Below are 23,319 nucleotides of genomic sequence, written 5' to 3' on the forward strand. Positions count from 1 at the left end.
GAAGGGGATTTCCATGACTGTTGTCGATCGGTTGCGTTACGACGGCAAGCGGGCTCTCGTCGTTGGCGGCGCCACCGGCATGGGTGCGGCGGCGGCCAAGTCGGCCGCCGAGCTGGGCGCCGAAGTGATCGTGATGGATTACGCGCCGGTCAACTACGACGTCGCCAAGTCCATCCAGGTGGACCTGCGCGATCCCGCGTCGATCGACGCCGCGGTCGAGCAATTGGACGGTCCGGTCCACGCCGTGTTCTCGGCCGCCGGCATCGCCGACGGCACCACCGACCTGATGGCGATCAACTTCATCGGCCACCGCCATCTCATCGACCGGCTGCTCGAGAAGAACCTGCTTCCGCCGGGCTCGGCGATCTGCTTCATCTCCTCGGTCGCCGGCATGGGCTGGGAAAACGACCTGGAGCTGCTGACGGAGTTCCTCGCCACGCCGGACTTCGCCTCGGCGCAAGAGTGGGTCAAGGCGCACGAATCGGAAGGCATCATCCACTACGGCTTTTCCAAGAAGGTCGTCAACGCGTACGTGGCGACCCAGGGCTATCCGCTGCTGAAGAAGGGCATCCGGATCAACGCGATCTGCCCGGGTCCCACCGACACCCCGCTCGCCCAGGCCAACGCCGACCTCTGGCTCACCTTCGCGCAGGACTATCGCGAAGAGACCGGTTCCAAGGTGCACACGCCGGAGCAGATGGGCGACGTGATGGCGTTCTTGAACAGCGCCGCCGCCTTCGGCATCAGCGGAATCACGTTGCTGGTGGACTACGGCCACACCATGGCCTCGCTGACCAACGCCTACCCGCCGGGCAAGCCGATCATCGACATCATCATGGGGCGGGTGAAGCTCTAGCGGGTCGCCACCGCCCGGCTGGCCGGGCGCCGAGCCGCGAGCGCCCCGCCGGCCGGGCACTCGGCTCGGAAGCTACCGTCGGGTGCATGGCACGGATCATCGTCATCGGCGGCCACGGCAAGGTCGCGCTGCAACTTGCCCGCATCCTGACCGAACGCGGCGACGAGGTGAGTTCGGTGTTCCGCAACCCCGACCACTCCGATGACGTCGCGGCCACCGGGGCCAAGCCGGTGGTGGCCGATATCGAACAGCTCGACACCGACGCGCTGGCCGGGTTGGTGGCCGCGCACGACGCAGTCGTCTTCTCCGCGGGAGCCGGCGGCGGCAACCCGGCGCGCACCTACGCCGTCGACCGCGACGCCGCCATCCGCGTGATCGATGCCGCCGCGCGGGCGGGTGTCACGCGATTCGTGATGGTCTCCTACTTCGGTGCGGGGCCGGATCACGGTGTATCGCAGGATGATTCGTTCTTCGCCTACGCGGAGGCCAAAGCGGCCGCCGATGCCCATCTGCGGGCCAGCGATCTTGGCTGGACCGTGCTGGGACCGGGCCGGCTCACCCTCGAGCCTGCCACCGGCCACATCGCGCTCGGGCAGGGCAAAGGGGAAGTGTCCCGCGCCGACGTCGCGCTCGTCGTGGCCGCGGCGCTGGCGGACGACTCGACCGTCGGACGAACGATCGACTTCAACAATGGCGAGACTCCCATCGCCGACGCGCTGGCAAGCTAGCCCGAAAGACCGGAGTAAGCTCCGCTACGCAGCTGGTCTGCCGTCGCCGCACCACGCGACGCCGGCATCGAGCGAGGCAGGTTAGTAGCGCTTCGCGAGAGGGAACCCGGTGAGAGCCCGGGACTGTCCCGCAGCGGTATGCAGGAACGACCGCCGTCACACAAGCACTGGTCGCAAGGCTGGGAAGCGGACGGCCATTAGGAGCACCACCGGAGTGCGTGCCTGCGAGTCCGAAGACCTGCCAGCCGTGCCGGGCGCGCCGCGTCCGGCGGCTCATCGCCTCGTGGAATGGGCGTTTGGCTGAGCGCGTTGCGATTGTCCGCAAAGGTGCACACCGCAACGGATCGGCTACGCGTCCTCTGGCGGTGACCACCCCGCTGATTGATAGGACCAGACCGTGACCGCTCAACCATTCACCGCCACCGTCACCGGCTCCCCCCGTATCGGGCCGAAACGCGAACTCAAGCGCGCCACCGAGGGCTACTGGGCCGGACGCACCAGCCGATCGGAGCTGGAATCCGTTGCCGCCACGCTGCGCCGCGACATGTGGACGGGCCTCGCCGCCGCCGGCCTGGACTCGGTACCCGTGAACACGTTCTCCTATTACGACCAGATGCTGGACACCGCGGTGCTGCTGGGCGCCTTGCCCGCGCGTGCCGCGCAGGTCGCCGACGATCTGGACCGCTACTTCGCCGCCGCGCGCGGCAACTCCGACGTCGCGCCGCTGGAGATGACCAAGTGGTTCGACACCAACTACCACTACCTGGTTCCCGAGATCGAGCCCGCAGCCACGTTCTCGCTCAACCCCGACAAGGTACTCTCCGAGCTCAAAGAGGCGCTCGGACAAGGGATTCCCGCCCGTCCCGTCGTCATCGGACCGATCACCTTCCTGCTGCTGAGCAAGGCGGTCAACGGCGGTGGTGCGCCGATCGAGCGGCTCCAGGAGCTGGTACCGATCTACTCGGAGTTGTTGTCCCTGCTCGCCGATAGCGGCGCGCAGTGGGTGCAGTTCGACGAGCCGGCGCTGGTGACCGACATCTCCCCCGACGCCCCGGCGCTGGCCGAGGCCGTCTACAACGCGCTGGGCAAGGTCAGCAACCGGCCGGCCATCTACGTCGCCACCTACTTCGGTGACCCCGGCGCCTCCCTGGCCGGGCTGGCCCGCACCCCGGTCGAGGCGATCGGCGTCGACCTGGTGTACGGCGCCGACACCGCGCTGGCGGGCATCCCGGAGTTGTCCGGCAAGACCCTGGTGGCCGGCGTCGTCGACGGGCGCAACATCTGGCGCACCGACCTGGAGTCGGCGCTCGGCAAGTTGGCCGCGCTGCGGGGTTCCGCTGCGTCAGTGGCGGTCTCGACCTCCTGCTCCACGATGCACGTGCCGTACTCGCTGGCGCCGGAAACCGATCTGGACGACGCGCTGCGCAGCTGGCTGGCGTTCGGCCAGGAGAAGGTCGCCGAGGTGGTGACGCTCGCGCGCGCACTGCGCGACGGACGCGATGCCGTCGCCGACGCGATCGCGGCGTCCAATGCCGCGGTGGCCTCCCGCAGGAACGATCCGCGGCTGCACAACGACCGGCTACGCGAACGCATCGACTCGATCGTCGCGTCGGGCACCCATCGCGGTGAGGCCGCGGGGCGTCGCGCCAGCCAGGAAGAGCGGCTGCACCTGCCGCCGCTGCCGACCACGACCATCGGCTCCTACCCGCAGACCTCCGCGATCCGTAAGGCGCGCGCCGCGCTCCGGGCCGGCGAGATCGACCAGGCGGAATACCAGAACCGGATGAAGAAGGAAATCGCCGACGTCATCAAGCTGCAGGAGGAGCTCGGGCTCGACGTGCTGGTGCACGGCGAGCCGGAGCGCAACGACATGGTGCAGTACTTCGCCGAGCAGCTCGAGGGCTTCTTCGCCACGCAGAACGGATGGGTGCAGTCCTACGGCAGCCGCTGCGTGCGCCCACCGGTCCTGTACGGCGACGTGATTCGCACCCACCCGATGACCGTCGATTGGATCAGGTACGCGCAGTCGTTGACCGATAAGCCGGTGAAGGGGATGCTGACCGGACCGGTCACCATCCTCGCTTGGTCGTTCGTCCGCGACGATCAGCCGCTGGCCGACACCGCCAATCAGGTTGCGCTCGCCATCCGGGACGAGACCGTGGACCTGGAATCCGCCGGCATCGCGGTCATCCAGGTCGACGAGCCGGCGTTGCGCGAGCTGCTGCCGCTGCGCCGCGCCGATCAGGAGGACTACTTGCGTTGGGCCGTTCGGTCTTTCCGGTTGGCCACCTCCGGCGTCGCCGACTCCACGCAGATCCACACCCACCTGTGCTATTCGGAGTTCGGTGAGGTGATCGGGGCGATCGCCGACCTGGACGCCGACGTGACGTCCATCGAAGCGGCACGGTCACACATGGAGGTGCTGGACGACCTCAACTCGATCGGCTTTTCCAACAGTGTCGGCCCCGGCGTCTACGACATCCACTCGCCGCGGGTGCCGACCACGGCCGAGATGGCAGAGTCGTTGCGCGCGGCGCTGAGAGCCGTTCCGGCGGAACGGCTCTGGGTCAACCCCGACTGTGGGCTGAAGACGCGCAACTCCGACGAGGTCACCGCGTCGCTGAAGAACATGGTCGCCGCGGCGCAGGAGGTGCGGGCGGGCGCCTAAGCGTCGGGGGTCGCCCGAGCTGGGGGCACCTCCCGCATGCGGGGGACACGCCAGCGTGGCGCTCGGGCTCCACCGTCACTCTGGCCTGACGTTCGGCGCGTTATCCGAGAGCACCTCGACGGGGACGTCGTCGGCCCACGGCTGCCGGGTCACCATGTCGGCCACCCGGACGATGCCGCGCTCGAACTCGCCTGTCGCCGCGTCCACCAGCCGATAGGCCTGGGTTTGCTTGTGGATTGGCTGCGCGTCGAGCAGGATCACCCGCACCTCCCCCGGCTCGAAGTGGCAGCGCTCCTGCAGTGCGGCGATCAGCTGTTCGTTGTGCATGTGGCCGTCGCCGAAATTCCACCCGATAGCGGTGCTGCAGATGCGCTCGCCGTCGGTGAGGACGTAGTCGTCCTCGTTCTGGCCGACCATCGCGCGGTGCGCGAGCGTGAACAGCGCGCGGCCGTGAGTGTTGAACCCGCGGAACGCATATCCCATATAGAGCGGGATTTGCGCGGCCTCCGGGCTGCCGTAGAACCGCTCCAGCTGCGCCTGCGGCATGCTCGCGATCGCCACGATGCCCCGGGTGATCCTGTCGGTGGCCGACGGCTTGATGCACCACAGCGTGGTGTCCCAGTTGCCGGCGTAATACCGCATCCCCGGCAGGAAGGAAATCTTGCGCGGAAACATGTTGCCCAGCAGAACGATTCCCGCGATGACGACGAACAAGATCGCCACCACCACCGGGTGCCTCAGGTCACGCAGGCCGAGGCGGGCGTGCGCGACGAACAAGGACAGCACCCCGAAGATCATGAAGACGTTCCACTCCAGCGGCACGCCCATGGGGATCGACACGAGGATGCCCAGGTGGAAGCAGACCATGACGATGGCGGCAACCGTGATGGGCCAGCCGCTGTGGCAGAAGAACAGCGGCAGCGGCACCAGCATCTCGATGGCGGTGCTGATATGCGCAAGCCACCGCGACAGCCGCCCGGGCCGTAGATCCTCCGGGAACTTCTCGAAGAACTGTCGCTTCAGCCACCGGGGCCGCACCAGCGGGTTGTTGGACATCATCGTGGAGATCACGAACGGGAAGTGCTTGTTGAGCTTCGACGTCGCGGCGCCCATCCAGATGACCAGGAACACCACCTTGGACCCGACGATCATGTCGGGCGCACCGAATAGGAACGTGACCGCCATGGTCGCGTACACCTCGCCGCGGGCGGCCAGGAAGATCACCTTGTCGCGCAGCCCGAGCACGCCGAGCAGCAGCAAGATGAGCACGACCTTCCAGGACGGCAGCAGCCCGATCGCGGTGCCCAACTCGGGCATCGGTCCGGTGCCGTCGGCGAACAGCGCCGCGAATGTCACCAGCAGGAACAGCGCGTACAGCGCGACGTCGACCGGCTTGCGCTTGGTTCCGCTGGTGAGCGGGACCCGGTCCGGCCATGGTGGCAGCCGGATGGTGCCGAATCGCATCCAGTACAGGATCGAACCCATCGGCGGGAAGAACCGGTTGTTCAGCGGCCCGAAGCCGCAACCCAGCCCGACCACCTCGAACAGCATCGTGTAGAGCACGACCTTCTCGAACACGATCGGCTCCGACCACCACGACGCGACGTGGGTGAACCCACCGAGGCCCCTGGTGGCCGACGCGAACAGCCACGCCCCCAGGATGTAGAGCAGGATTTTGACGACGTAGAACAGGTGTAGCGCGACCGGCGTGCCGAAGCCGACCTCGGCCCAGTGCTTGGCCATCGGACGGATCTTTTCGCTACGGGTGCCCTTATTCCACTCGGCCATGTCGAGCTGCGGCAGCTCGGGCTTGAGAAATCCCATGGTGGTCAGATTAGAACGTGTTCTAGGCGCACGGGACCCAAGCCCGGCAAGAAAGCTTTGCTTTGCGACTACGCCGCCGGATAGCGTAAAACCGGATCGGCGCGGTCCCTAGGAGGCGTCCACCATGACCAGTTTCAAACTTCTCATACCGGCGGCGGCGCTGGCGGCGTTCGTGACCGTCTCGCCCGTCGCCCGAGCCGACGCGCCCGCGCCCGGCGATGCCTGCAAGGTCCTGCACGCGACCACCCAGGATGCCAACAACAGGACGATGTGGTGCAACCCCACGATGACGGGCGCCCACGACCTGGTGTGGCAATACGGCGGGCCCGCCCCCAGCCCCTAGTTCGCCCGCGCTTTCAGTGTGAGCTGAGGGCGGGAAACCATGAAATTCCCGAGCTCAACGCACACTGAAAACCGTGTGTGCACCCGCGATTTCACTCACCAAAGATTCCCGGCGGAATCACCGGCGCCCGCCCGAGTGCCCGCGGATCAACCGTTACGTTGAGCGCGTCGAGGTCACCCGCCCGCAGATCGGCGAGCGCATCCACGGTGGAGAAAAACCGTTCCCGCTCAGCCGAATCCACGACGTCGCCGGCGAGCTCGGTGAACTTCTGCACGTACTGCGGACGCCGGAAGGGCCGGGTGCCCAGCGGATGCGCGTCGGCGACGGCCAGCTCGTCGACGATCACTTCCCCGCTCTTCAGCGTGACCTCGGCGCGCGCCCCGAACGCCTGCTCGGCCGGATCCGTCGCGTGGTAGCGGCGGGTCCACTCCGGATCCTCCACCGTCGAGATCTTGTGCCACAGTTCGACGGTGTCGGGCCGGTGGACCCGCTCGGGGGCGTAGGAGCGTTCGTGGTGCCAGCTGCCGTCCTGCAGCGCGACGGCGAAAATGTAAGGCAGCGAGTGGTCGAGCGTTTCCCGCGACGCGTCCGGATCGAACTTCTGCGGATCCCCGGAGCCCGTTCCGATCACGACGTGGGTGTGGCGGCTGGTGTGCAGCACGACGGTCGCGATCTCACCGGGGTCGCCGATGCGCTCGCGTAGCCGCACGGCCAGGTCGATCGGTGCCTGGCTCTGGTATTCGGCGGAATACTCCTTGGTGTAGCTGTCCAGAATCGCGCGCTTCGGCTCGCCGGAAGTGGGCAGCGGCACACGGTATTCGCGTTCGGGGCCGCCCAGCAGCCAGGCGATCACCCCGTCCTCGCCCTCCCAAATGGGCGCCGGAGATTCTTCGCCGCGCATCGCCCGATCGACCGCCTCGATGGCGACCTTGCCCGCATGCGCCGGGGCGAAGGCCTTCCAACTGGAGATCAGCCCCTTGCGGGATTGGCGGGTGCTGGTGGTCAGGTGCAGCGCCTGCCCGACCGCATGGTAGATCGTCTCGGTGTCCAACCGCAGCATGGTGCCGATGCCGGCGGCCACGGACGGCCCCAAGTGCGCGACATGGTCAATCTTGTACTCGTGCAGGCAGATTCCGCGGGCCAGGTCGATCTGGATCTCGTAGGCGGTGGCCAGGCCGCGGATCAGGTCGGCCCCAGGCAGGCCCAGTTGCTGGGCGACCGCGACCAGCGGGGGGATGTTGTCACCCGGGTGGGAGTACTCGGCGGCCAAATACGTGTCGTGGAAGTCGAGTTCGCGCACCGCGACGCTGTTGGCCCAGGCCGCCCACTCGGTCGAATAGGTTCCGTCGACGCCGAAAACCCTGGCCCCGCAGCGCGCGGGATGGGCCAGCGCCTGTTGCCGCGCAACCGTGACCGGCCGGCGCAGCACGGCGGCGGCACTCACCGCCGCGTTGTCGATGATCCGGTTCGCCACCATCTCGGCAGTTTCCGGTTCGACGGCAACCGGGTCGGCGGCGACTTCGGCGATCTTGGCGGCCAGGTGTTCGCGGCGGGGAAAGTCGTCGGCGCTGCGCCGCGTCCGAACCGTATGCATCAACACAATCCGCACCCTATGACCGGTAAGAACGCGTGCAGAAATCTCCGTTAAGCGGCCGCCACCGGTGCCGACCGAGGTGTAGTTTGCTGCTGGGGCGGGACATAGGTTGAGGAGCCAGCCATGTCAGAGGTCGACTATTGCGTGGTCGGAGCTGGGTTCGCGGGTTTGACGGCCGCCTTGCGGTTGAAACGGGCGGGTCATTCGGTGGCCTTGCTCGAGGCGCGCGACAGGGTCGGCGGCCGCACCTTCACCGAGTACCGCCCCGACGGGATGTGGATCGACCGCGGCGGTGCGTGGATCGGACCGGGTCAAGACCGGATCTACGCGATGATGGACGAGTTCGGTGTCTCCGAGTACAAGCAGCACAACGACGGCGACGCCATGATGATCGTCGACGGCAAAAAGCACCGCTACGGCGGCACCATCCCGTGGACCATGAGCCCGTGGGCGGTCGCCAACCTCGGCGTCGGTTTGCTGTCGATCGAGAAAATGGCCAAATCGCTTCCGCGTGAGGCACCGTGGGACGCCAAACACGCCGACGAGTGGGACCGCATCAGTCTGGGCGAATGGATCGAGCAGAACACGATGTCCAAGCAGGCCCGCGAAATGCTGGACATGGCTTTTGCCGGCCTCTATACCTCGGCTGCGTCAGAGACGTCGTTGCTGTGGGGTTTGTTGCAGACGGCGTCGGCGGGCGGACTGACGTTCGCGATCTCCGGGGAGGGCGGCTCCCAGGACGCCCGCCCGGTTGGGGGAATGGGCGCGATTTACGGTCCCATCGCGGCCGAATTGGGTGACGCGGTGCACCTTTCGCAACCGGTCCGGCAAATCGCGCAGGACTCCGACGGTGTGACGGTGACCGCCGCCGACCTGACGGTGCGCGCCCGGCGGGTCATTGTGGCGATCCCGCTGGCGATCGCCTCCTCGATCGTCTACGACCCGTTGCTACCGGTGGATCGGGCGATGCTGCACCAGCGCATGCCGAGCGGCGCGGTCGTCAAGACGTCGATCATCTACGACGAGCCGTTCTGGCGCGCAGACGGGCTGTCGGGTCAATCGGCCGCACCGGGATCCCCGGCCACCCTGACGATCGACGCCTGCACCGACACCGGCGACCCGGGCGTCATGTGCGTCATCACCGAAGGGCCCGCGGCGCGGCGGCTGACGAAGCTCAACGAGGCCGAGCGCAGAGCGGTGCTCGTCGGCGAGCTGATCGACCGGTTCGGCGAGAAAGCGAGGACGCCGCAGGAATACCACGAGCAGAACTGGACCATCGAGCGCTACTCCGGCGGGGGAATGATCAGCCATGCCCCGACCGGCGTGCTGACCGAATTCGGTTACACCCTGCGCGAGCCCTGCGGTCGCATCCACTGGGCGGGGACCGAAAGCTCGGCCGTCATGTGCGGGTGGATCGACGGCGCGATCCGCTCCGGTGAGCGCGCGGCGACCGAGGTCCGGGAGGCCGAGACCGCCGCGGTCGCCTGACGACGACGACCCCTAGCTAACCAGTCTGCTTAAGGGGAGGCCGGTAGAAGATCACCAGTTGGCCGATCGCGCCGACGAGCCCGAGCACCACCGAGATCAACAAGCCGCGCCAGCCGTCCATCCAGTTGTGCCCGAACACGACGTAGTCCAGGCTCAGTTTTCCGGCGCCCAGGGTGGCGACGGCGATGGCGCTGACCGCCAGGACCAGGTTGTACTCCCAGCCCTCCTTGACGATGAAGAAGCCGTTGGCGCGATGCACGGTCCAAGCCGCGACCAGCATCAACGACACGAAGCCTGCGGCGGGGATTGGGGTGAGCAGACCGGCGGCCAAGCCCAGCCCGGCGGCCATCTCAGTCGTCGCGGCGACGGTGGCATGGAACTTGCCCGGCTTCATGCCGATGCTTTCGAACCACCGTGCGGTGCCCGGGATGCGGCCGCCGCCGAAGAATTTGTTGTAGCCATGCGCGGCCAACGTCACGCCCAACACCAGCCGCAGGATCAGTAACCCAACGTCATAGGGAGTCATACCTGCAAACCTAGATCATCGGGCGGACCGGATGACAGGACCCGCCGAACAGCTAACTCTCATGGCGCGTGTGGGAACATTGCGGACGTTCCGACGTTCGCGCATCAGCCGCTGACCAGAAGGGGGTGCACCACGGCTCGTATCGCACGAGGCAGCGGCGCTCCCCGTAGCGCGTCCGGGGCCTCGCCTGACGGGCATTCCGTGGTGCTACTCGACGGCACAGCGAGTCATCCCCGGGCGCTGCTGGGCAACAAGGGCCAAGGCATCGAGATGATGCGCCGCCACGGCCTGCCGGTGCCGCCCGCCTTCTGCATCACCACCGAGGTGGGGCTGCGGTACCTCGCCGAGCCCGGGGCAACGATCGACGCGATCTGGGACGACGTGCTGGACCGGATGAGCTGGCTGGAGGCGCAGACTTCGCGCACGTTCGGTCGGGGCCCGCGTCCCCTGCTGGTCAGCGTGCGCTCGGGGGCCACCCAGTCGATGCCGGGCATGATGGACACGATCCTGGACCTCGGCATGAACGATGATGTCGAGCAAGCGCTGGCCGCCGCCGGCGCCGGCGCATTCGCCCGCGACACGCGCCAGCGGTTCGACCGCATGTACCGGCGCATCGTCGGGTTGGACGAACAAGAATCGCCGCCCGCCGATCCGTATGCGCAGCTACGCGCCGGCATCGAGGCGGTGTTCGCCTCGTGGAACTCACCCCGCGCGGTCGCCTACCGCGCCCACTCCGGCGGCGTCGACGATCGGAGTGGTACGGCGGTCGTCGTGCAGGCGATGGTGTTCGGCAACCACGGCCCCGATTCCGGTGCGGGCGTTCTCATTTCGCGCAATCCCGTCACCGGCGACCGCGCACCGTTCGGCGAATGGCTGCCCGGAGGACAGGGGGACGACGTGGTGTCCGGATCGGTCGACGTTGAGCCGGTCACCGCCCTGCGCGACGAGCAGCCGGCTGTCTACGACGAGTTGATGGACGCCGCCTGCAAATTGGAGCGACTCGAGTCCGACGTTCAGGAGATCGAGTTCACGGTCGAAGGCGGCAAACTCTGGCTGCTGCAGACACGGGGCGCGGAGCGGTCGGCGCAGGCAGCGGTGCGCCTTGCATTACAGCTGAGGCACGAGGGGCTCATCGACGACGCCGAGACGCTGCGACGGGTGACCCCGGCACACGTACAGACCCTACTGCTGCCGGCGTTGCAGCCCGAAATACGTTTGGCGGCAAACCTTCTGGCCAAGGGATTGCCGGCCTGCCCGGGCGTTGCGTCGGGGCGGGCATACACCGACGTCGACGAGGCGCTCGATGCGGCGGAGCGAGGTGAGTCGGTGATCCTGGTGCGCGACCACACCCGGCCGGAAGACGTCTCCGGCATGCTTGCCGCGCAAGGCATCGTCACCGAGGTGGGAGGGGCGGCCAGTCACGCGGCAGTGGTCAGCCGCGAACTCGGCCGGGTGGCCGTGGTGGGCTGCGGACAAGGAGTCGCCGCATCCCTTGCCGGCAAGTTGATCACCGTCGACGGCGCCGAAGGCGAAGTGCGCGAGGGCAACCTGAACCTGTCCGCATGGTCGGAAAGCGACACACCCGAACTGCGGGAGCTGGCCGAAATCGCGCGACGGCTCAGCCCACTGCGTGCCCACACCTCCGGTGGTCACCTGCGGCTGGATGACGCCACCCAGGACGCGGTGGCGGAAGCGATGAAACGCGGACACGCCGACGTCGTCTCGGCCACCCCTCTTATCGTTATGCTGACCGCTCTGCGGCTCGCGGGTGGGACCACGTCATGACCGAATTGGCGGTGTTGCAAGCGGTTCGGCTGAAAGGCCGGCTGCGTCCCGCCGAGCTCGCCGAGACACTGAACGAGGAAATTGCCGACGTGACGACCATCGTCGGACAGCTGACCGCGGCAGGCCTACTGGTCGACGGTGCGACCGTGCGGATCACCCCCGCCGGGCGTGAGCGGCTCGCGGCGCTGCTCGACGAGGAGCGCAGGGGCGCCGATCGGGCGGCGCTGGCCGCCGCCTACGACGACTTTCGGCCCGTCAACGCCGATTTCAAATCCCTGGTCACAGACTGGCAGCTGAAGGGCGGCCCCGGCGGCACCCCCAATCCGCACGATGACGCGGAGTACGACGCCGCGGTGCTGGCCCGCCTCGACGATGTGCATGCGCGGGTGCTGCCCATCATCGAGTCGGTTGCGGCGCAGCTGCCGAGGCTGAACGCGTACCCGGCGAAATTGGTTGCGGCCCTGAGCAAAGTGCGGGCAGGCGAGACCGCCTGGCTGACCAGGCCGCTCATCGACTCCTACCACACGGTGTGGTTCGAGCTGCACGAGGAGCTGATCTCGGCCGTCGGCCTTACCCGGGAGGAAGCGGCCCGATCCGGCGACGCGCAGTAGCTACAACACCGCGTCGAGGAGCCGCACATAAGCGTCGATGTCAGGAACGGCCGACTCGGCCGCGTGCACGCTGACCGCGATGGTGTCCCCGATGCCGTGCACGCCGTGAGTCAGCCCCATCACCGGCGACAGCCCCGGGTAGCCGGCTGTGAGGACCACCCCGGCCCCGCCGAAGCTGAGGTCGGCCGGCCCGCGGTAAACACTGGACACCACGGTGTTGCCGGACACCTGCTCGGGGCGAACATCGAAATCGAATTGTGCTACACCCCAACGCAATAGGGCTGCGGGTACCGCGGCAAAAGCTCGGTCGGCGTAGCGCGTGGCCGGATGTGCGAAGCGGCGCCGGCCGTTGGCCAGCTCCGCGGCAATCCGCTCAACGCGTGGTTCCCACCCCAGCTTCGGATACAGACCCACGGTGACGTTGCCGAAGTGGTTATAGGCGTGCGCGACACCGGGTTTGGCCATCGGGACCTCGGCGCCCAGCGTATCGGCGGCGTCGCCCAGCAACTCGGAGAGCGCCGCGGATATCGCCGTCAGCGCTCCCACCGTGACGGTAGGGCCGCGTAGCTGCGAGCGGTGTCGCACCAGCGTGCGCACCGAGCGGGACGCGCCGGGGCGCGCATTCGTCGGCAGTAGGGGCCGGGGACCGGCCCCAGGGGCCAGCAGCCCCGCGCGGGTGTCGCGCTCCAGCTGCCGATGGGCGCGAGCCGCCTGCGCGGCTCGCCACGGCAGGAACCCGGCCCGTAGCCGGCGCGCCCCGGGCACGGGATCCGGCCGGCCGAACAGCCAACCCGCCATCGCGGATGCTCGGCCCCCGTCGGCCAGCGCGTGCGCTATCTGCATCACCGCAACGGTCCCCGGCCCGGTCACGCCCGGGATGCCCAACACCCCGCTGAAGACGTGCAGCCGCCAGGGCATCCGGCACACGTCCAGCTGGTCCCGGGCCAGAGCGACGACAGCGGCCAGGCAGCCGGCCCAGCTGGGGTCGTCGAGGTCGTGGCGGACGAGCTGGTCGGGCGTGACGGCCGCCGGAACCCACTGCGGATACACCAGCGGTCCGCGATCCCGCACTCGCAGCGCCAGCTCCGGGTCCTGGTTGGCCCGCCGGCGGAGTTGCTCGATGACTTGGGCGTAGTCGACGGGCTCCCCGTCGAACGCGTAGAGCAAGAACTCGTCGTTGGGAATCTTGGCCGACATCCAGTAGAACTGCGCATCGACAGCGGCCAACCGCTGCGGGGCCATTCAGCCGGGTGAGCCGATGAACCCGAGGATCAGGTCGGCGACCTTATCGGGCTGCTCGAGCTGCAGGAAGTGCCCAGCGTGATCCACGATGGCCATCTCGCTGCCCGGCGGCAACACCTTCTCCGCCCAGCGGGCGAAAGCCGGTGTCATGCAGCCGTCGTCGCGGCCATGCAGGTACAGGCACGGCCACACCGGCTCTTCGGTCCAAAGCTCGTTCAGCTCGGCATACTGCGCCGGCGGCCGAGTGTTGCGGATCGTGGCGCGGTACGGTCCGAGTGCCGCACGCCAGCTCTCCGGCGTCCCGATCGCCGCGTCGACGTGGCGCAGATCCTCGTCGGCGCGATAGCCCGGTGACCACCGCCGCCACAGCAGCGGTAGCACCCAGGAAGCGGAATGTTCTGGCAGCAAGGGCAATTGGAAATACATGATGTACCAACTGCGCAGAAGTTGGCGCGCCAGGTGGCCGGCCAGCCGTCCTCGCTCCGCCGCGCCGGCCTTGCGACGGAACGCCGCCGACGGCGGCACCGACATGATCACGGCCTTGGTGAATGGGCTGTCGGGCATGGCGGCCAGACCGGTGGTCGCGATCGCACCCCAGTCGTGGCCGATCACCACGTCACCGTCGGTGCCGCCCGCTGCCGAGCGCACCCGCAAGGCGTCGTCCATCATCGCGCCGACGTGATAGCTACCGTCGGCCGGGATCGACGACGGCGCGTATCCGCGCATGAAGGGGGCCACCACCCGCCAGCCGGACTCAACGAGCCGGGGAGCGATCTTGCGGAACCCGTAAGGGGTGTCGGGGAAGCCGTGCAGGCACAAGGCGATGGGGCCACCGCGTGGCCCCCAGGTGAGTGCCTTCAGGTCCCCCGCAGGGCTGGGCACGTCGATCCAGCCTGGTTCACCCATATTGACTCCCTGCTCGGCGCGTCCGCACGGACCAACCTAACGCGTGCGAGCCAATCACGCACCGACCGCATGCCCCAAGCGGTCAAAGCGGTGTTGCCACAGGGAGTTTCGTTACACCTGCGCGGCAGCCCGGTCCAGGTCGGCGATGACGATCTTTCGCATGCCGTACATCGCTTGAGTGGCGGCCGCCGCGCGTGCCCGGTCCGGGTCGCTGATCAGCTCGTAGAGCCGGTCCGGGACGATCTGCCAGCTCAGGCCGAAGCGGTCCTTGCACCAACCACACTGCGATTCCTCGCCGCCGTCGGTCAGCCGCTCCCAGTAGTAGTCGACCTCGTCCTGGTCCTTGCAGTGGATGGTGAAGGACACCGCTTCGGTGAAGTGGAAGTGCGGGCCACCGTTGATGCCGATGAACCGGGTGCCGTCCAGCACGAAGCTGCCGGACAGGACGGTGCCCGGCTCGCCCGGTCCGGCCTCCGTGGTTCGGTTGAGGCCCTCGATGTGCGAGTTCGGGAAAATCGAGGTGTAGAACCTGGCCGCCTCCTCCAGGTTGTGGTCGAACCACAGCGACGGGGTGATCGATGGCATTGGCCACGGCCTCCTATTGGCTCGTTGGTGTTGTCACTGGATAGACCGCGGCCAGGGTGAAAACTCATCGCGTCGCCGACCCGCGCGACGGTGCTTAAGCTCCCTATGTAACGTCAGGTCGCATGAGCACCGTCAGCAGCCTCCCTCAGACGGTCGAGTTTTCCGGTGTCGGCGGCATCACCCTGGTCGCCGACGAGTGGAACGGCGGGACCGACGGCGCGGGACGGCCAAGCGTCCTCATGCTGCACGGTGGCGGCCAAAACCGGCATTCCTGGAAAAACACCGGCCAAATGCTTGCCGACCAGGGCTTGCATGTCGTCGCGCTCGACAGCCGGGGACACGGTGACAGCGATCGCGCACCCAACGCCGACTACGACGTCGAGACCCTGACCGCCGATGTCTTGAAGGTGATCGAGGCGATCGGCCGGCCGGTGATGATCATCGGCGCGAGCATGGGCGGGCTGACCGGAATCCTCGCCGCCCACCGGGCGGGGCCCGCGGTGGTGACCCGACTGGTCCTCGTCGACGTGGTGCCCCGATTCGAGAAAGGCGGCAGCGCCCGTATTCGCGATTTCATGATCAGCGGCCTCGACGGTTTCGACTCGCTGGAGGAGGCCGCCGACGCCGTCGCCGCCTATCTCCCGTACCGGGACAAGCCGCGCAGCCCCGAGGGCCTGAAGAAGAACCTGCGGCTGCGTGACAACGGCCGCTGGTACTGGCACTGGGACCCGGCGTTCATGACCAAGCCCGGCGACGATCCCGAGCTGCGTACCGAGAAGTTCGAGCAGGCCGCGAAGAGCCTCTCGATTCCTGTCCTGCTGATCCGCGGGAAGCTGTCAGACGTGGTGAGCCCCGAAGGCGTCCGGCATTTCCTGGCCAGCGTGCCTCGCGCGGAGTTCGTCGAGCTGTCCAACGCCGGGCACACCGCGGCCGGCGACGACAACGACGCGTTCAGCGACGCCGTGGTGAAGTTCGTCAAGCGGCACTGATTGGCCGCGATCCGCCGCTAGTTAGCCGGCTTCTCGGCGTGCCCGCCGAACTGCTTGCGCATCGCCGACAGCGCCTTGTTGGCGAAGTCATCGAGTGAGCGCGAGGCGAAGCGGGACTGCAGCGCGGTCGTCAGCACCGGCGAAGGCACCCCCTCGTCGATCGCCGCGATGGCGGTCCACCGGCCCTCCCCGGAGTCGGAGACCCGTCCGGAGAACTCCGCGAGGTCGGGCGAATCGTGCAGCGCGATCGCGGTCAGATCCAGCAGCCAGGAGCCGATGACGCTGCCGCGGCGCCACACCTCGGCGACCTCGGGGATGTCGAAGTCGTACTGGTAGAACTCCGGATTCGACAGCGGCGCCGTTTCGGCGTCGCCCTCTTGCACCTGCTTGCCGATGTCGGCACCGCGCAGGATGTTCAGCCCTTCGGCGAGCGAGGCCATCATCCCGTACTCGATGCCGTTGTGCACCATCTTGACGAAGTGCCCGGCGCCGGACGGCCCGCAGTGCAGGTAACCCTTTTCCGACCGGGCGACCTCGCCGTCACGGCCCGGCGTGCGCGGCGCCGCGTCCACCCCGGGAGCGACACTGGCGAAGATGGGTTCGGCGTGCAGAAAAGCCTCGTCGTCGCCGCCGATCATCAGGCAGTAGCCGCGTTCCCGACCCCACACGCCGCCGCTGGTGCCGCAGTCGAGTAGGTGAATGCCCTTCTCCGACAGCATCTTTGCGTGGCTGATGTCGTCGCGGTAATACGAGTTGCCGCCGTCGATGACGATGTCGCCGGCCTCCAGCGTCTCGGCCAACTCGTCGATGACCCCCGTCGTGATGGTCCCCGCCGGCACCATCACCCAGACCACCCGCGGTGCGGTCAGCTTGGCGGCAAGCTCCCGCAGGGATGACGCCCCGGTGGTCCGCTCCTCCCCCGCCATCGCCTTGACCGCGTCGGGGTTGTGGTCATAGACCACGCATTCGTGTCCATCCTTGGCCACGCGGCGGACGATGTTCGCGCCCATCCTGCCGAGGCCGATCATCCCGAGCTGCATCTCTTCCTGTTCTCCTTACTGTGACGTCTGCTTTGGCAGCCACGGCTCTTGCCAGCTGCGGTGACCGTGCAGCAGCGACTGCGCGGCCTCGGGTCCCCACGAGCCCTGGTCGTAGTGATGGATCCGATCCGGCTTGTCCAGCACGGGCTGCACGATCCGCCATGTCTCCTCGATGGCGTCTTCCCGGGCGAACAGCTGGCGGTCGCCGGTGAGCGCGGCGTAAAGCAGCCGTTCGTAGGGACGCACGGCTTCCCCGAGATCCTCGGCGAACGACGAGTCCATGTGTACGTCGTGCCATCCGTCGCCGACTTGGGCGGACAACTGCAGCCGCATCCCCGGATCGGGATCGATGCGCAGCACGATCTGATTGGGCGCGGGCGGCCGACGGTTGGGCAAAAACGAAAATCCCGGAACGTGGTGGAGGAACATTCGCACCTCGGTGACCTTCTCCGGCAACGCTTTTCCTGCGCGCAAGAATATCGGCACGCCCGCCCAGCGCCAGTTGTCGATCTCGGTCCGCAGCGCGATATAGGTCTCGGTTTGGGAATCCTTCGCCACCCCGTCCACGTCGGTGTAGCCACGGTATTGGCCACGCACGCAACGCTCGGGATCCAGCGCCGGCATCGCGCGGAACACCTCAGCCTTCTTGTCGTTGAGGTCATCGGCGCTGGGACCGACGGGGGGCTCCATCGCGACCAGTGCGAGCACCTGGAGCAGATGGTTCTGCACGACGTCACGCAGGGCACCCACCGCGTCGTAGAACTTGCCACGGTCCTCGATGCCGAAATCCTCGGCCATGGTGATGTGAATTTCGGAAATGCTGTCCCGGTCCCAGAGCTTGGCCAGGCCGTTGTTGGCGAAGCGCAGGTATTGCAGCTCTTCGACGGGTTGCTTGCCCAGGAAGTGATCCACCCGCAGGATCTGGTCCTCGTCGAGCACCGCACGCAGCCGCGCGTTCAAGTCGCGGGCGGAGGCCAGGTCGTGGCCGAACGGCTTCTCCACCGCGACGCGTGCACACTCCAACAGGTCGGCCTTGGCGAGGTTCTCCACGATCGGCGCGAACAGGGACGGCGGCATTTCCAGGTAGTACAGGGGCCGGCAGTCCTTGCCGATCTTCTTGGCGAGCTGGCCGTAGAGCTTGTCGTCGGTGACGTCACCGTGCAGATAGGACAGCCGGCCAGCGAACCGCTCGAACACCGCGTCGTCGAACTTCTCTCCCGACGCCTTGATGGCGTCGCGGGCACGCTCGACCAGCTTCTCGAGGGAGATGTCGTCGCTGGCCACGCCGACGATCGGGATGTCCAACATGCCGCGCGCCTCGAGCCGGTACAAGGCGCGGTAGGTCATCTTGCGCGCCAGGTCCCCGGTGATGCCGAATATCACCAGCTTGTTCGAAGAGTTGTCCCCGCCGTCAGCCAAGCCCGCACCTCCGAAAGTCATCGGCTCTTCCAGACTCACTACCCGCGGCGGTCGGACCTAACACTAGACACCGCACACAGACCCGACAACCTCAAGCCATCGCGGCCTTTGACAGGATGCTTGGGTGGGTGACGCGCTGCATATCACGGTCTACGTCCTGGCCGGCGTAGCCGCGACCGAAGCCATCGCACTTGCCGTGCTGGCGCGGCTACTGGTCCGCAGCCGCCAGGAGATCGACGAGTTGCGGCACCGCACCGACACCCGCAATTGGTTGCTGTCGGGTGGGCGCGAGGCCGTCAAGACCGTGTGGCAGACCGCAAACCTGGTGCGCAAAGAAGGTTTCGGCGGCGCCATCCGCAGTTCGATCGAAGACCTCGCCGACTGGGCGGAGGTGGAGCGTCCCGACTTGGCGCGCGTCACGCCGGACGGCCGGGTGGTGATCCTGTTCTCCGACATCGAGGAATCCACCGCGCTCAACGAGCGCATCGGTGACCGGGCCTTCGTGAAGCTCATTGCCGCACACGACAAGCTGGTGTCAGAGCTCGTGCAACGGCGGTCCGGTCACGTGGTGAAGAGCCAGGGCGATGGCTTCATGGTCGCCTTCGCCCGCGCCGACCAGGCGGTGCGGTGCGGCATGGACCTGCAGCGTGCGCTACGCCGGGATGCAAAGCGCAAGCGGCACGCGGAAATTCGCGTCCGCATCGGCATCCATATGGGCCGCTCGGTGCGGCGCGGCGAAGATCTGTTCGGCCGCAACGTCGCGATGGCGGCGCGGGTGGCAGCGCAGGCCGTCGGCGGCGAGATCTTGGTGAGTCAACCGGTGCGAGATGCCGTTTCCGACTGTGACGACATCCGTTTCGACGAGGGCCGCGACGTCGAACTGAAGGGATTTTCGGGCGACTATCGCTTGTTCGCCGTCGAGGCCCCGGCCGATCCCGATTCGGACTGAAAGCCCTCGCCGTCATTTTCGGCCAGCCGCTGGTGCAGGCGGGACCGTACCTCGTCGGCCGTGTAGGCGCGTCGCTTGCGTTGGTCGCGGACCACCAGCGCACCCCCGGCGACGACACCCGCGACGCCGGCCAGCCCAAGCCATTTCCACACATTGCGCATGAACCCAGGGTATTCGCGCTGCGACTGACTTGTGTGCTCTTGCAACTCCGAAGCCCAAGGGCCGGACGTGTTGGTGACAGACGCGAAGTACTCTCCTCATAATGCTCACCCTCGATCAAGCGCTGAACGAAACGCGCACGGGCGATCTCTGGCTGTTTCGCGGCCGTTCCAGGCCCGACCGCGCGATTCAGACGCTGACGAACGCACCGGTGAACCACGTCGGCATGACGGTGGCTATTGACGACCTGCCGCCGTTGATCTGGCACGCCGAGTTGGGTGACAAGCTCGTCGACATGTGGACCGGCACCAACCACCGGGGCGTGCAACTCAACGATCTGCACCAGGCCGTCCTGCAGTGGACCCAGCGGTACCAGCAGCGGTGCTGGCTGCGCCAGCTGACGCCCAATCCCACCCGCGAGCAGGAGAACAAACTGCTGCGGGTGATCGCGCGGATGGACGGCACCGCGTTTCCCACCACCGCGCGGCTGACCGGTCGCTGGTTCCGCGGCCGGCTCCCGACCATCAACGACTGGGTCCGGGGAATCCCGGTGGTGGACAAAAAGGTTCGCGAGCAGTCCCGGCGTCTTCGGGAGGAGCGCAAGATGAGCCTTTCCACGGCATATTGCGCGGAGACGGTGGCGATCACCTACGAGGAAATGGGATTGCTGAACACAGACAAGGACGCCAATTGGTTTGACCCGGGCAAGTTCTGGAGCGGCGACACGCTTCCGCTGGCGCCGGGCTATCAGCTGGGCGAGGAAATCGCCATCACGGTAAGCGAATCCGGCTAGTCGACCGACATCTCACCCAGTTGGGACCATCCCGTCGCATCGATGGTTTGGTTGATTATTTTCGGGGTGGACGTCAGCGCCTGCGGGAGTTCTTCCATGGCCCGCTTGAAGTGGTCGCTGTTCACGTGGATGCCGCCCGCCTCACCGTCACGGAAGGCCTCCACCAAAACGTACTCAGCCGGGTTGTCCAGGCTGCGCGACCACTCGAACCAGAGATTGCCTTCCTCGGCACGGGTGGCGGCCGTGAAGGATGCGACGAGTTCTGGCCAGCGGTCCGTCCACTCGGGCTTGGTATCGAACTTCACGACGACGAAGATCACTTGCGGTCCCGCCTAGCTCGCTCCTGGATGCTGCGCCTCGCCCGATCGCGGCGAGCAGCGCCAGCATATCCGCCCGCCGGCGTCGCCGATGGGCCGGCCTCCAGCAAAGTGCGCCCCGGGGGTTTAAATTAAACGCCCGGGGCCCACCCTCGCATTGATTCTGTACGAATCGCGGACCGCTTACCCTCGCCGCGAGTGGCCTGCCTCACAAACCTTGCGCAGGCCGAGCTATTTCACTTTGCACTAGCTCCTGTTCTGCTTGCGTGTCCTATATGCGTCAAATAGTGGCGCGAAAGATCGAGGCTTTCGCGAAATGATTTCGTTAAGGATTCGCAATTCCCGGGTCGCCGGGCGGCGGCATTTCGGGCCCCGGCGGGGCCGGGGGTGCGGGCGGCGCGGGGGCCGTAGCGTCGACCAGGACGGGCGGCGCCTCCGGCGGTGGCGGTGGCGCGTCCGGTGGCGGCGGCGGTGCGTCGGGCGGCGGGGGAAGGGCACCTTCGCCATCCGGCGGCATGGGCAGGAACATGTGGTGCGTGAACCCGGCCTGGTAGGCGCCGGCACCACCGATGTGCACTCCGCCGTGCTCACCGCTGGATACCGGGGTCCCGTCCGGCAGCGTCGCGGCCCAGTGGCCGCCGTTCCACCCGATCACGAGGGCGTTGGGGGCGGTTCCGTATTGAAACCCGCGCGCCAACAATGCCGCCTCTTCATTTCCGGTGTTGAACCGGTTTCCGAAGACCGGCCTGTCGGATGCCGCGTTGGCAACCCAGGAAACGAGTCCAGAGCAATCCGTCCCGGAGGGAGAATCCCCACCCGCAATATAAGGCGTCCCGGATACCTGATTGATCAATGACATCAATGTTGCAAGAACTACCATGGCCGGGGACGCTAGCAATAGCGGATATTGTTCGCCAAAATTTGTGGCGCACGTCATTCGCAGGCGGGAAAATGGCGCTCACCGCACGTTCAGCAAACCTGCTGCGGCGGTAGGTGCGGCCACCAGCAAACGGCCGCGCGCACGATCAGGGGGTCTTGGGACCCGCGTTCGGTACCCGCAATCTCCCGGTCGTCGAGCGTCTCGGCCCGGCGTTCGAGCTCCTCGGGTGTGCCAGGGCAGTCCTGGGAGACCACGACGAGGTCTTCACGCCGCGGCGGCCCACCACGTATGAGTGCCTGCGTGCCCTTGGGCGCTGGCGCGTCCGCGCGGGTCATCAATGAATTCGTACCAAGTAGCGAGATTTCGCAGAAAGCAACGCGCCAGTTCATCGGCCCCCGTCGCATCGGTAGCGGTCCGGCGAGGGTTTGTCATTGCCAGAGGCCACGAAGCGACAGCGAGCTCAGCCAACCGAGCCCGATTGCGATCGAGATTCTTTGGGTGATACCGCTTTTGCCGCCGAGGCGGGATCGACCCCTGATCGCGGCGCCCAAGAGAAGCAGGCTGCCCGCCATCACCGTGCTCGATCCCGCCGAATAACAGGCCCATCGGTAATCGCCGCTCCGAACCGCGGTGGCCGCGCTGGCCAGGCCAGCGGCGGGTATGCCCACAAAGACCGGGATTCCGCAGAGGTCGTGGATCCGGCCCGCACGAGTGGGCCGGGCCGGGGCGGCCACCCGGCTCGTCACGTCGGGGCGCTCGCCGAGAAGGTCACCAACGTAATCGGTGACGAAGACTCCCGAGCCGATCAGCCCAATGCCCGCTCCTGCGACGAGCGCCGGAACGGCGCGGGGTCCAATGCGCCGCCGATCGCAATGTGCGAGACCGGCGGCCGCGCATGAATATAGGGCTCCGGCAAGGATGAAATTGATGCGCTGGTACCAACCTTGACGACCCACCGCAAGCGAACTGACCGGGTAGCGCCGCCAATCGTAACCCCGACGCGCGGCTCCGATCACGGTGAAAGCCGTAACGAAGAGCGGCCCGGCAAGGGCACCGCAGAGGAGCTGAACAGAATGCACGCGTGGCAAGCCGGCTGACACCTGACTAGGTTACTCAAACGTGTAGCCGTATAGCGGTTACACCGCGCCCCTTACAGCTCCACCGAGATGCGGTCCGTCCAAATTCTTTGCACACCAGTCATATTCCGAACTTGGCGCGGGCCTCGTCCGTCACCGGGGTGAAGAGGTTGACAAGATTCCCGTCGGGATCCCGCAGGAGCAGCGCGCGATTACCCCACGGCATCGTGGTCGGCCTCGTCACGACCTCCCCGACGCGCTCCTGCAGCCGCTCGTATTGCGCGTCAACATCGTGGACTATGAACTCCACGATCGCGCTGCGGTTGGCGGCCGGCTCGGCCGATCCAGCCGCGAACAGCGGCACGGTCTTGTCGCTGCCGATGGCCAGCGTGCCAACCGGCGTCGGAATTTCGGCGAAAAGCTCGTTGCCCCATACGGCGGGGGTCTCGGTGACCGTCTCGTAGAAATCGACGAGCCGCTTGACGTCGGCGGTGATGATACGGGTGGAAACGAACTTCATGGAGCCCTCCTGGCGGCCGTG

General features: G+C 67.1%; 24 protein-coding genes and 1 riboswitch. Of the genes, 10 read left to right on the top strand and 14 right to left on the bottom strand.

Annotated features, from left to right (window positions below):
- The first annotated feature begins 13 nt into the window (after positions 1–13).
- The 3 genes from A5750_RS03475 to metE all read left to right on the top strand — a co-directional run bounded on the left by A5750_RS03475 (position 14) and on the right by metE (position 4,252).
- Entirely contained in the window at positions 14–856 is an 843-nt protein-coding gene (locus A5750_RS03475; protein ID WP_066947994.1) for an SDR family oxidoreductase, read from the top strand.
- Between the two features lie 86 nt (positions 857–942).
- Positions 943–1,584 carry an NAD(P)H-binding protein gene (locus A5750_RS03480; RefSeq protein ID WP_066947999.1) on the top strand — a complete coding sequence of 214 codons (642 nt, stop codon included), beginning with the start codon at positions 943–945 and terminating at the stop codon, positions 1,582–1,584.
- 65 nt (positions 1,585–1,649) lie between these two features.
- A riboswitch (cobalamin riboswitch) is annotated at positions 1,650–1,845 on the top strand.
- 136 nt (positions 1,846–1,981) lie between these two features.
- Positions 1,982–4,252 (top strand): 5-methyltetrahydropteroyltriglutamate--homocysteine S-methyltransferase, encoded by a 2,271-nt coding sequence (gene metE / locus A5750_RS03485; protein ID WP_066948002.1) that lies wholly within the window; start codon positions 1,982–1,984, stop codon positions 4,250–4,252.
- A gap of 75 nt (positions 4,253–4,327) precedes the next feature.
- Here metE and A5750_RS03490 read toward each other — a convergent pair whose 3' ends face one another.
- Complete coding sequence (locus A5750_RS03490; protein ID WP_066948007.1) at positions 4,328–6,076, bottom strand: DUF3556 domain-containing protein; 1,749 nt, start codon at positions 6,074–6,076, stop codon at positions 4,328–4,330.
- A gap of 124 nt (positions 6,077–6,200) precedes the next feature.
- Here A5750_RS03490 and A5750_RS03495 point away from each other — a divergent pair, with 124 nt between their 5' ends.
- Positions 6,201–6,419: a hypothetical protein gene (locus A5750_RS03495; RefSeq protein WP_066948010.1), complete on the top strand. Its 219-nt coding sequence runs from the start codon at positions 6,201–6,203 to the stop codon at positions 6,417–6,419.
- A 91-nt stretch (positions 6,420–6,510) separates the two neighbouring features.
- Here the strand turns inward: A5750_RS03495 and prpD are convergent, their stop codons facing one another.
- Positions 6,511–8,019 carry a 2-methylcitrate dehydratase PrpD gene (gene prpD, locus A5750_RS03500; RefSeq protein ID WP_067261217.1) on the bottom strand — a complete coding sequence of 503 codons (1,509 nt, stop codon included), beginning with the start codon at positions 8,017–8,019 and terminating at the stop codon, positions 6,511–6,513.
- 117 nt (positions 8,020–8,136) lie between these two features.
- Here prpD and A5750_RS03505 point away from each other — a divergent pair, with 117 nt between their 5' ends.
- Positions 8,137–9,501, top strand: a complete 1,365-nt coding sequence (locus A5750_RS03505) for an FAD-dependent oxidoreductase (protein WP_067261220.1) — start codon at positions 8,137–8,139, stop codon at positions 9,499–9,501.
- A 16-nt stretch (positions 9,502–9,517) separates the two neighbouring features.
- On the opposite strand, the gene A5750_RS03510 is transcribed toward A5750_RS03505, so the two are convergent.
- Positions 9,518–10,027 carry a DoxX family protein gene (locus tag A5750_RS03510; RefSeq protein ID WP_067261222.1) on the bottom strand — a complete coding sequence of 170 codons (510 nt, stop codon included), beginning with the start codon at positions 10,025–10,027 and terminating at the stop codon, positions 9,518–9,520.
- 111 nt (positions 10,028–10,138) lie between these two features.
- On the opposite strand from A5750_RS03510, the gene A5750_RS03515 reads away from it, so the two are divergent.
- Both A5750_RS03515 and A5750_RS03520 read left to right on the top strand, forming a co-directional pair.
- Positions 10,139–11,812, top strand: coding sequence for a pyruvate, phosphate dikinase (locus tag A5750_RS03515; protein WP_369829477.1), 1,674 nt, complete (start codon positions 10,139–10,141; stop codon positions 11,810–11,812).
- Entirely contained in the window at positions 11,809–12,423 is a 615-nt protein-coding gene (locus A5750_RS03520) for a hypothetical protein (protein WP_066948022.1), read from the top strand. The genes A5750_RS03515 and A5750_RS03520 overlap by 4 nt, the downstream gene beginning before the upstream one ends.
- Here A5750_RS03520 and A5750_RS03525 read toward each other — a convergent pair whose 3' ends face one another.
- The 3 genes from A5750_RS03525 to A5750_RS03535 all read right to left on the bottom strand — a co-directional run bounded on the left by A5750_RS03525 (position 12,424) and on the right by A5750_RS03535 (position 15,156).
- Positions 12,424–13,665 (bottom strand): WS/DGAT domain-containing protein, encoded by a 1,242-nt coding sequence (locus A5750_RS03525; protein WP_067261226.1) that lies wholly within the window; start codon positions 13,663–13,665, stop codon positions 12,424–12,426. It lies immediately after the preceding gene.
- Positions 13,666–14,571 (bottom strand): alpha/beta fold hydrolase, encoded by a 906-nt coding sequence (locus A5750_RS03530; protein ID WP_066948028.1) that lies wholly within the window; start codon positions 14,569–14,571, stop codon positions 13,666–13,668.
- Positions 14,572–14,682: 111 nt separating this feature from the next.
- Complete coding sequence (locus tag A5750_RS03535) at positions 14,683–15,156, bottom strand: VOC family protein (RefSeq protein WP_066948031.1); 474 nt, start codon at positions 15,154–15,156, stop codon at positions 14,683–14,685.
- Between the two features lie 122 nt (positions 15,157–15,278).
- Here A5750_RS03535 and A5750_RS03540 point away from each other — a divergent pair, with 122 nt between their 5' ends.
- On the top strand, positions 15,279–16,145 hold the full coding sequence (locus A5750_RS03540; RefSeq protein WP_066948034.1) for an alpha/beta fold hydrolase: 867 nt from the start codon (positions 15,279–15,281) through the stop codon (positions 16,143–16,145).
- A 17-nt stretch (positions 16,146–16,162) separates the two neighbouring features.
- Here the strand turns inward: A5750_RS03540 and gnd are convergent, their stop codons facing one another.
- Together gnd and A5750_RS03550 are read right to left on the bottom strand one after the other, a co-directional pair.
- Positions 16,163–17,185: a phosphogluconate dehydrogenase (NAD(+)-dependent, decarboxylating) gene (gene gnd / locus A5750_RS03545; RefSeq protein ID WP_066948037.1), complete on the bottom strand. Its 1,023-nt coding sequence runs from the start codon at positions 17,183–17,185 to the stop codon at positions 16,163–16,165.
- A 15-nt stretch (positions 17,186–17,200) separates the two neighbouring features.
- A complete protein-coding gene (locus tag A5750_RS03550; protein ID WP_066948265.1) occupies positions 17,201–18,604 on the bottom strand; it encodes a glucose-6-phosphate dehydrogenase in 1,404 nt (467 codons plus the stop codon).
- Positions 18,605–18,728: 124 nt separating this feature from the next.
- Between A5750_RS03550 and A5750_RS03555 the strand changes: the two genes are divergently transcribed.
- A complete protein-coding gene (locus A5750_RS03555) occupies positions 18,729–19,553 on the top strand; it encodes an adenylate/guanylate cyclase domain-containing protein (RefSeq protein WP_067261228.1) in 825 nt (274 codons plus the stop codon).
- On the opposite strand, the gene A5750_RS03560 is transcribed toward A5750_RS03555, so the two are convergent.
- On the bottom strand, positions 19,505–19,714 hold the full coding sequence (locus A5750_RS03560) for a hypothetical protein (protein WP_066948043.1): 210 nt from the start codon (positions 19,712–19,714) through the stop codon (positions 19,505–19,507). The genes A5750_RS03555 and A5750_RS03560 overlap by 49 nt on opposite strands.
- 101 nt (positions 19,715–19,815) lie before the next feature.
- Here A5750_RS03560 and A5750_RS03565 point away from each other — a divergent pair, with 101 nt between their 5' ends.
- Positions 19,816–20,505 (top strand): guanylate cyclase, encoded by a 690-nt coding sequence (locus A5750_RS03565; RefSeq protein ID WP_066948048.1) that lies wholly within the window; start codon positions 19,816–19,818, stop codon positions 20,503–20,505.
- Here A5750_RS03565 and A5750_RS03570 read toward each other — a convergent pair.
- From A5750_RS03570 to A5750_RS03590, 5 genes are all read right to left on the bottom strand, one after another.
- Positions 20,502–20,825 (bottom strand): putative quinol monooxygenase, encoded by a 324-nt coding sequence (locus A5750_RS03570; RefSeq protein WP_066948051.1) that lies wholly within the window; start codon positions 20,823–20,825, stop codon positions 20,502–20,504. The genes A5750_RS03565 and A5750_RS03570 overlap by 4 nt on opposite strands.
- A gap of 322 nt (positions 20,826–21,147) precedes the next feature.
- Positions 21,148–21,759: a C40 family peptidase gene (locus A5750_RS03575; RefSeq protein ID WP_231989118.1), complete on the bottom strand. Its 612-nt coding sequence runs from the start codon at positions 21,757–21,759 to the stop codon at positions 21,148–21,150.
- Positions 21,760–21,791: 32 nt separating this feature from the next.
- Positions 21,792–22,037 carry a hypothetical protein gene (locus A5750_RS03580; RefSeq protein WP_066948059.1) on the bottom strand — a complete coding sequence of 82 codons (246 nt, stop codon included), beginning with the start codon at positions 22,035–22,037 and terminating at the stop codon, positions 21,792–21,794.
- Positions 22,038–22,130: 93 nt separating this feature from the next.
- Positions 22,131–22,802, bottom strand: coding sequence for a DUF998 domain-containing protein (locus tag A5750_RS03585; RefSeq protein ID WP_082948383.1), 672 nt, complete (start codon positions 22,800–22,802; stop codon positions 22,131–22,133).
- 97 nt (positions 22,803–22,899) lie between these two features.
- Entirely contained in the window at positions 22,900–23,298 is a 399-nt protein-coding gene (locus A5750_RS03590; protein WP_066948068.1) for a VOC family protein, read from the bottom strand.
- Between the last annotated feature and the right edge of the window lie 21 nt (positions 23,299–23,319).

The organism is Mycobacterium sp. 852002-51613_SCH5001154 (genome assembly GCF_001667425.1).
In the GTDB taxonomy this organism is placed as follows: Bacteria; Actinomycetota; Actinomycetes; order Mycobacteriales; family Mycobacteriaceae; genus Mycobacterium.

Bases quoted from the DNA above. Each gene is read 5' to 3' on its own strand.
- A5750_RS03540 (WP_066948034.1), top strand. From the start codon at position 15,279: ATGAGCACCGTCAGCAGCCTCCCTCAGACGGTCGAGTTTTCCGGTGTC.
- A5750_RS03575 (WP_231989118.1), bottom strand. From the start codon at position 21,759: ATGACGTGCGCCACAAATTTTGGCGAACAATATCCGCTATTGCTAGCG.
- A5750_RS03490 (WP_066948007.1), bottom strand. From the start codon at position 6,076: ATGGGATTTCTCAAGCCCGAGCTGCCGCAGCTCGACATGGCCGAGTGG.
- A5750_RS03480 (WP_066947999.1), top strand. From the start codon at position 943: ATGGCACGGATCATCGTCATCGGCGGCCACGGCAAGGTCGCGCTGCAA.
- A5750_RS03560 (WP_066948043.1), bottom strand. From the start codon at position 19,714: ATGCGCAATGTGTGGAAATGGCTTGGGCTGGCCGGCGTCGCGGGTGTC.
- A5750_RS03565 (WP_066948048.1), top strand. From the start codon at position 19,816: ATGCTCACCCTCGATCAAGCGCTGAACGAAACGCGCACGGGCGATCTC.
- A5750_RS03510 (WP_067261222.1), bottom strand. From the start codon at position 10,027: ATGACTCCCTATGACGTTGGGTTACTGATCCTGCGGCTGGTGTTGGGC.
- A5750_RS03580 (WP_066948059.1), bottom strand. From the start codon at position 22,037: ATGACCCGCGCGGACGCGCCAGCGCCCAAGGGCACGCAGGCACTCATA.
- A5750_RS03530 (WP_066948028.1), bottom strand. From the start codon at position 14,571: ATGGGTGAACCAGGCTGGATCGACGTGCCCAGCCCTGCGGGGGACCTG.
- A5750_RS03525 (WP_067261226.1), bottom strand. From the start codon at position 13,665: ATGGCCCCGCAGCGGTTGGCCGCTGTCGATGCGCAGTTCTACTGGATG.
- A5750_RS03505 (WP_067261220.1), top strand. From the start codon at position 8,137: ATGTCAGAGGTCGACTATTGCGTGGTCGGAGCTGGGTTCGCGGGTTTG.
- A5750_RS03520 (WP_066948022.1), top strand. From the start codon at position 11,809: ATGACCGAATTGGCGGTGTTGCAAGCGGTTCGGCTGAAAGGCCGGCTG.
- A5750_RS03535 (WP_066948031.1), bottom strand. From the start codon at position 15,156: ATGCCATCGATCACCCCGTCGCTGTGGTTCGACCACAACCTGGAGGAG.
- gnd (WP_066948037.1), bottom strand. From the start codon at position 17,185: ATGCAGCTCGGGATGATCGGCCTCGGCAGGATGGGCGCGAACATCGTC.
- A5750_RS03590 (WP_066948068.1), bottom strand. From the start codon at position 23,298: ATGAAGTTCGTTTCCACCCGTATCATCACCGCCGACGTCAAGCGGCTC.
- A5750_RS03475 (WP_066947994.1), top strand. From the start codon at position 14: ATGACTGTTGTCGATCGGTTGCGTTACGACGGCAAGCGGGCTCTCGTC.
- A5750_RS03495 (WP_066948010.1), top strand. From the start codon at position 6,201: ATGACCAGTTTCAAACTTCTCATACCGGCGGCGGCGCTGGCGGCGTTC.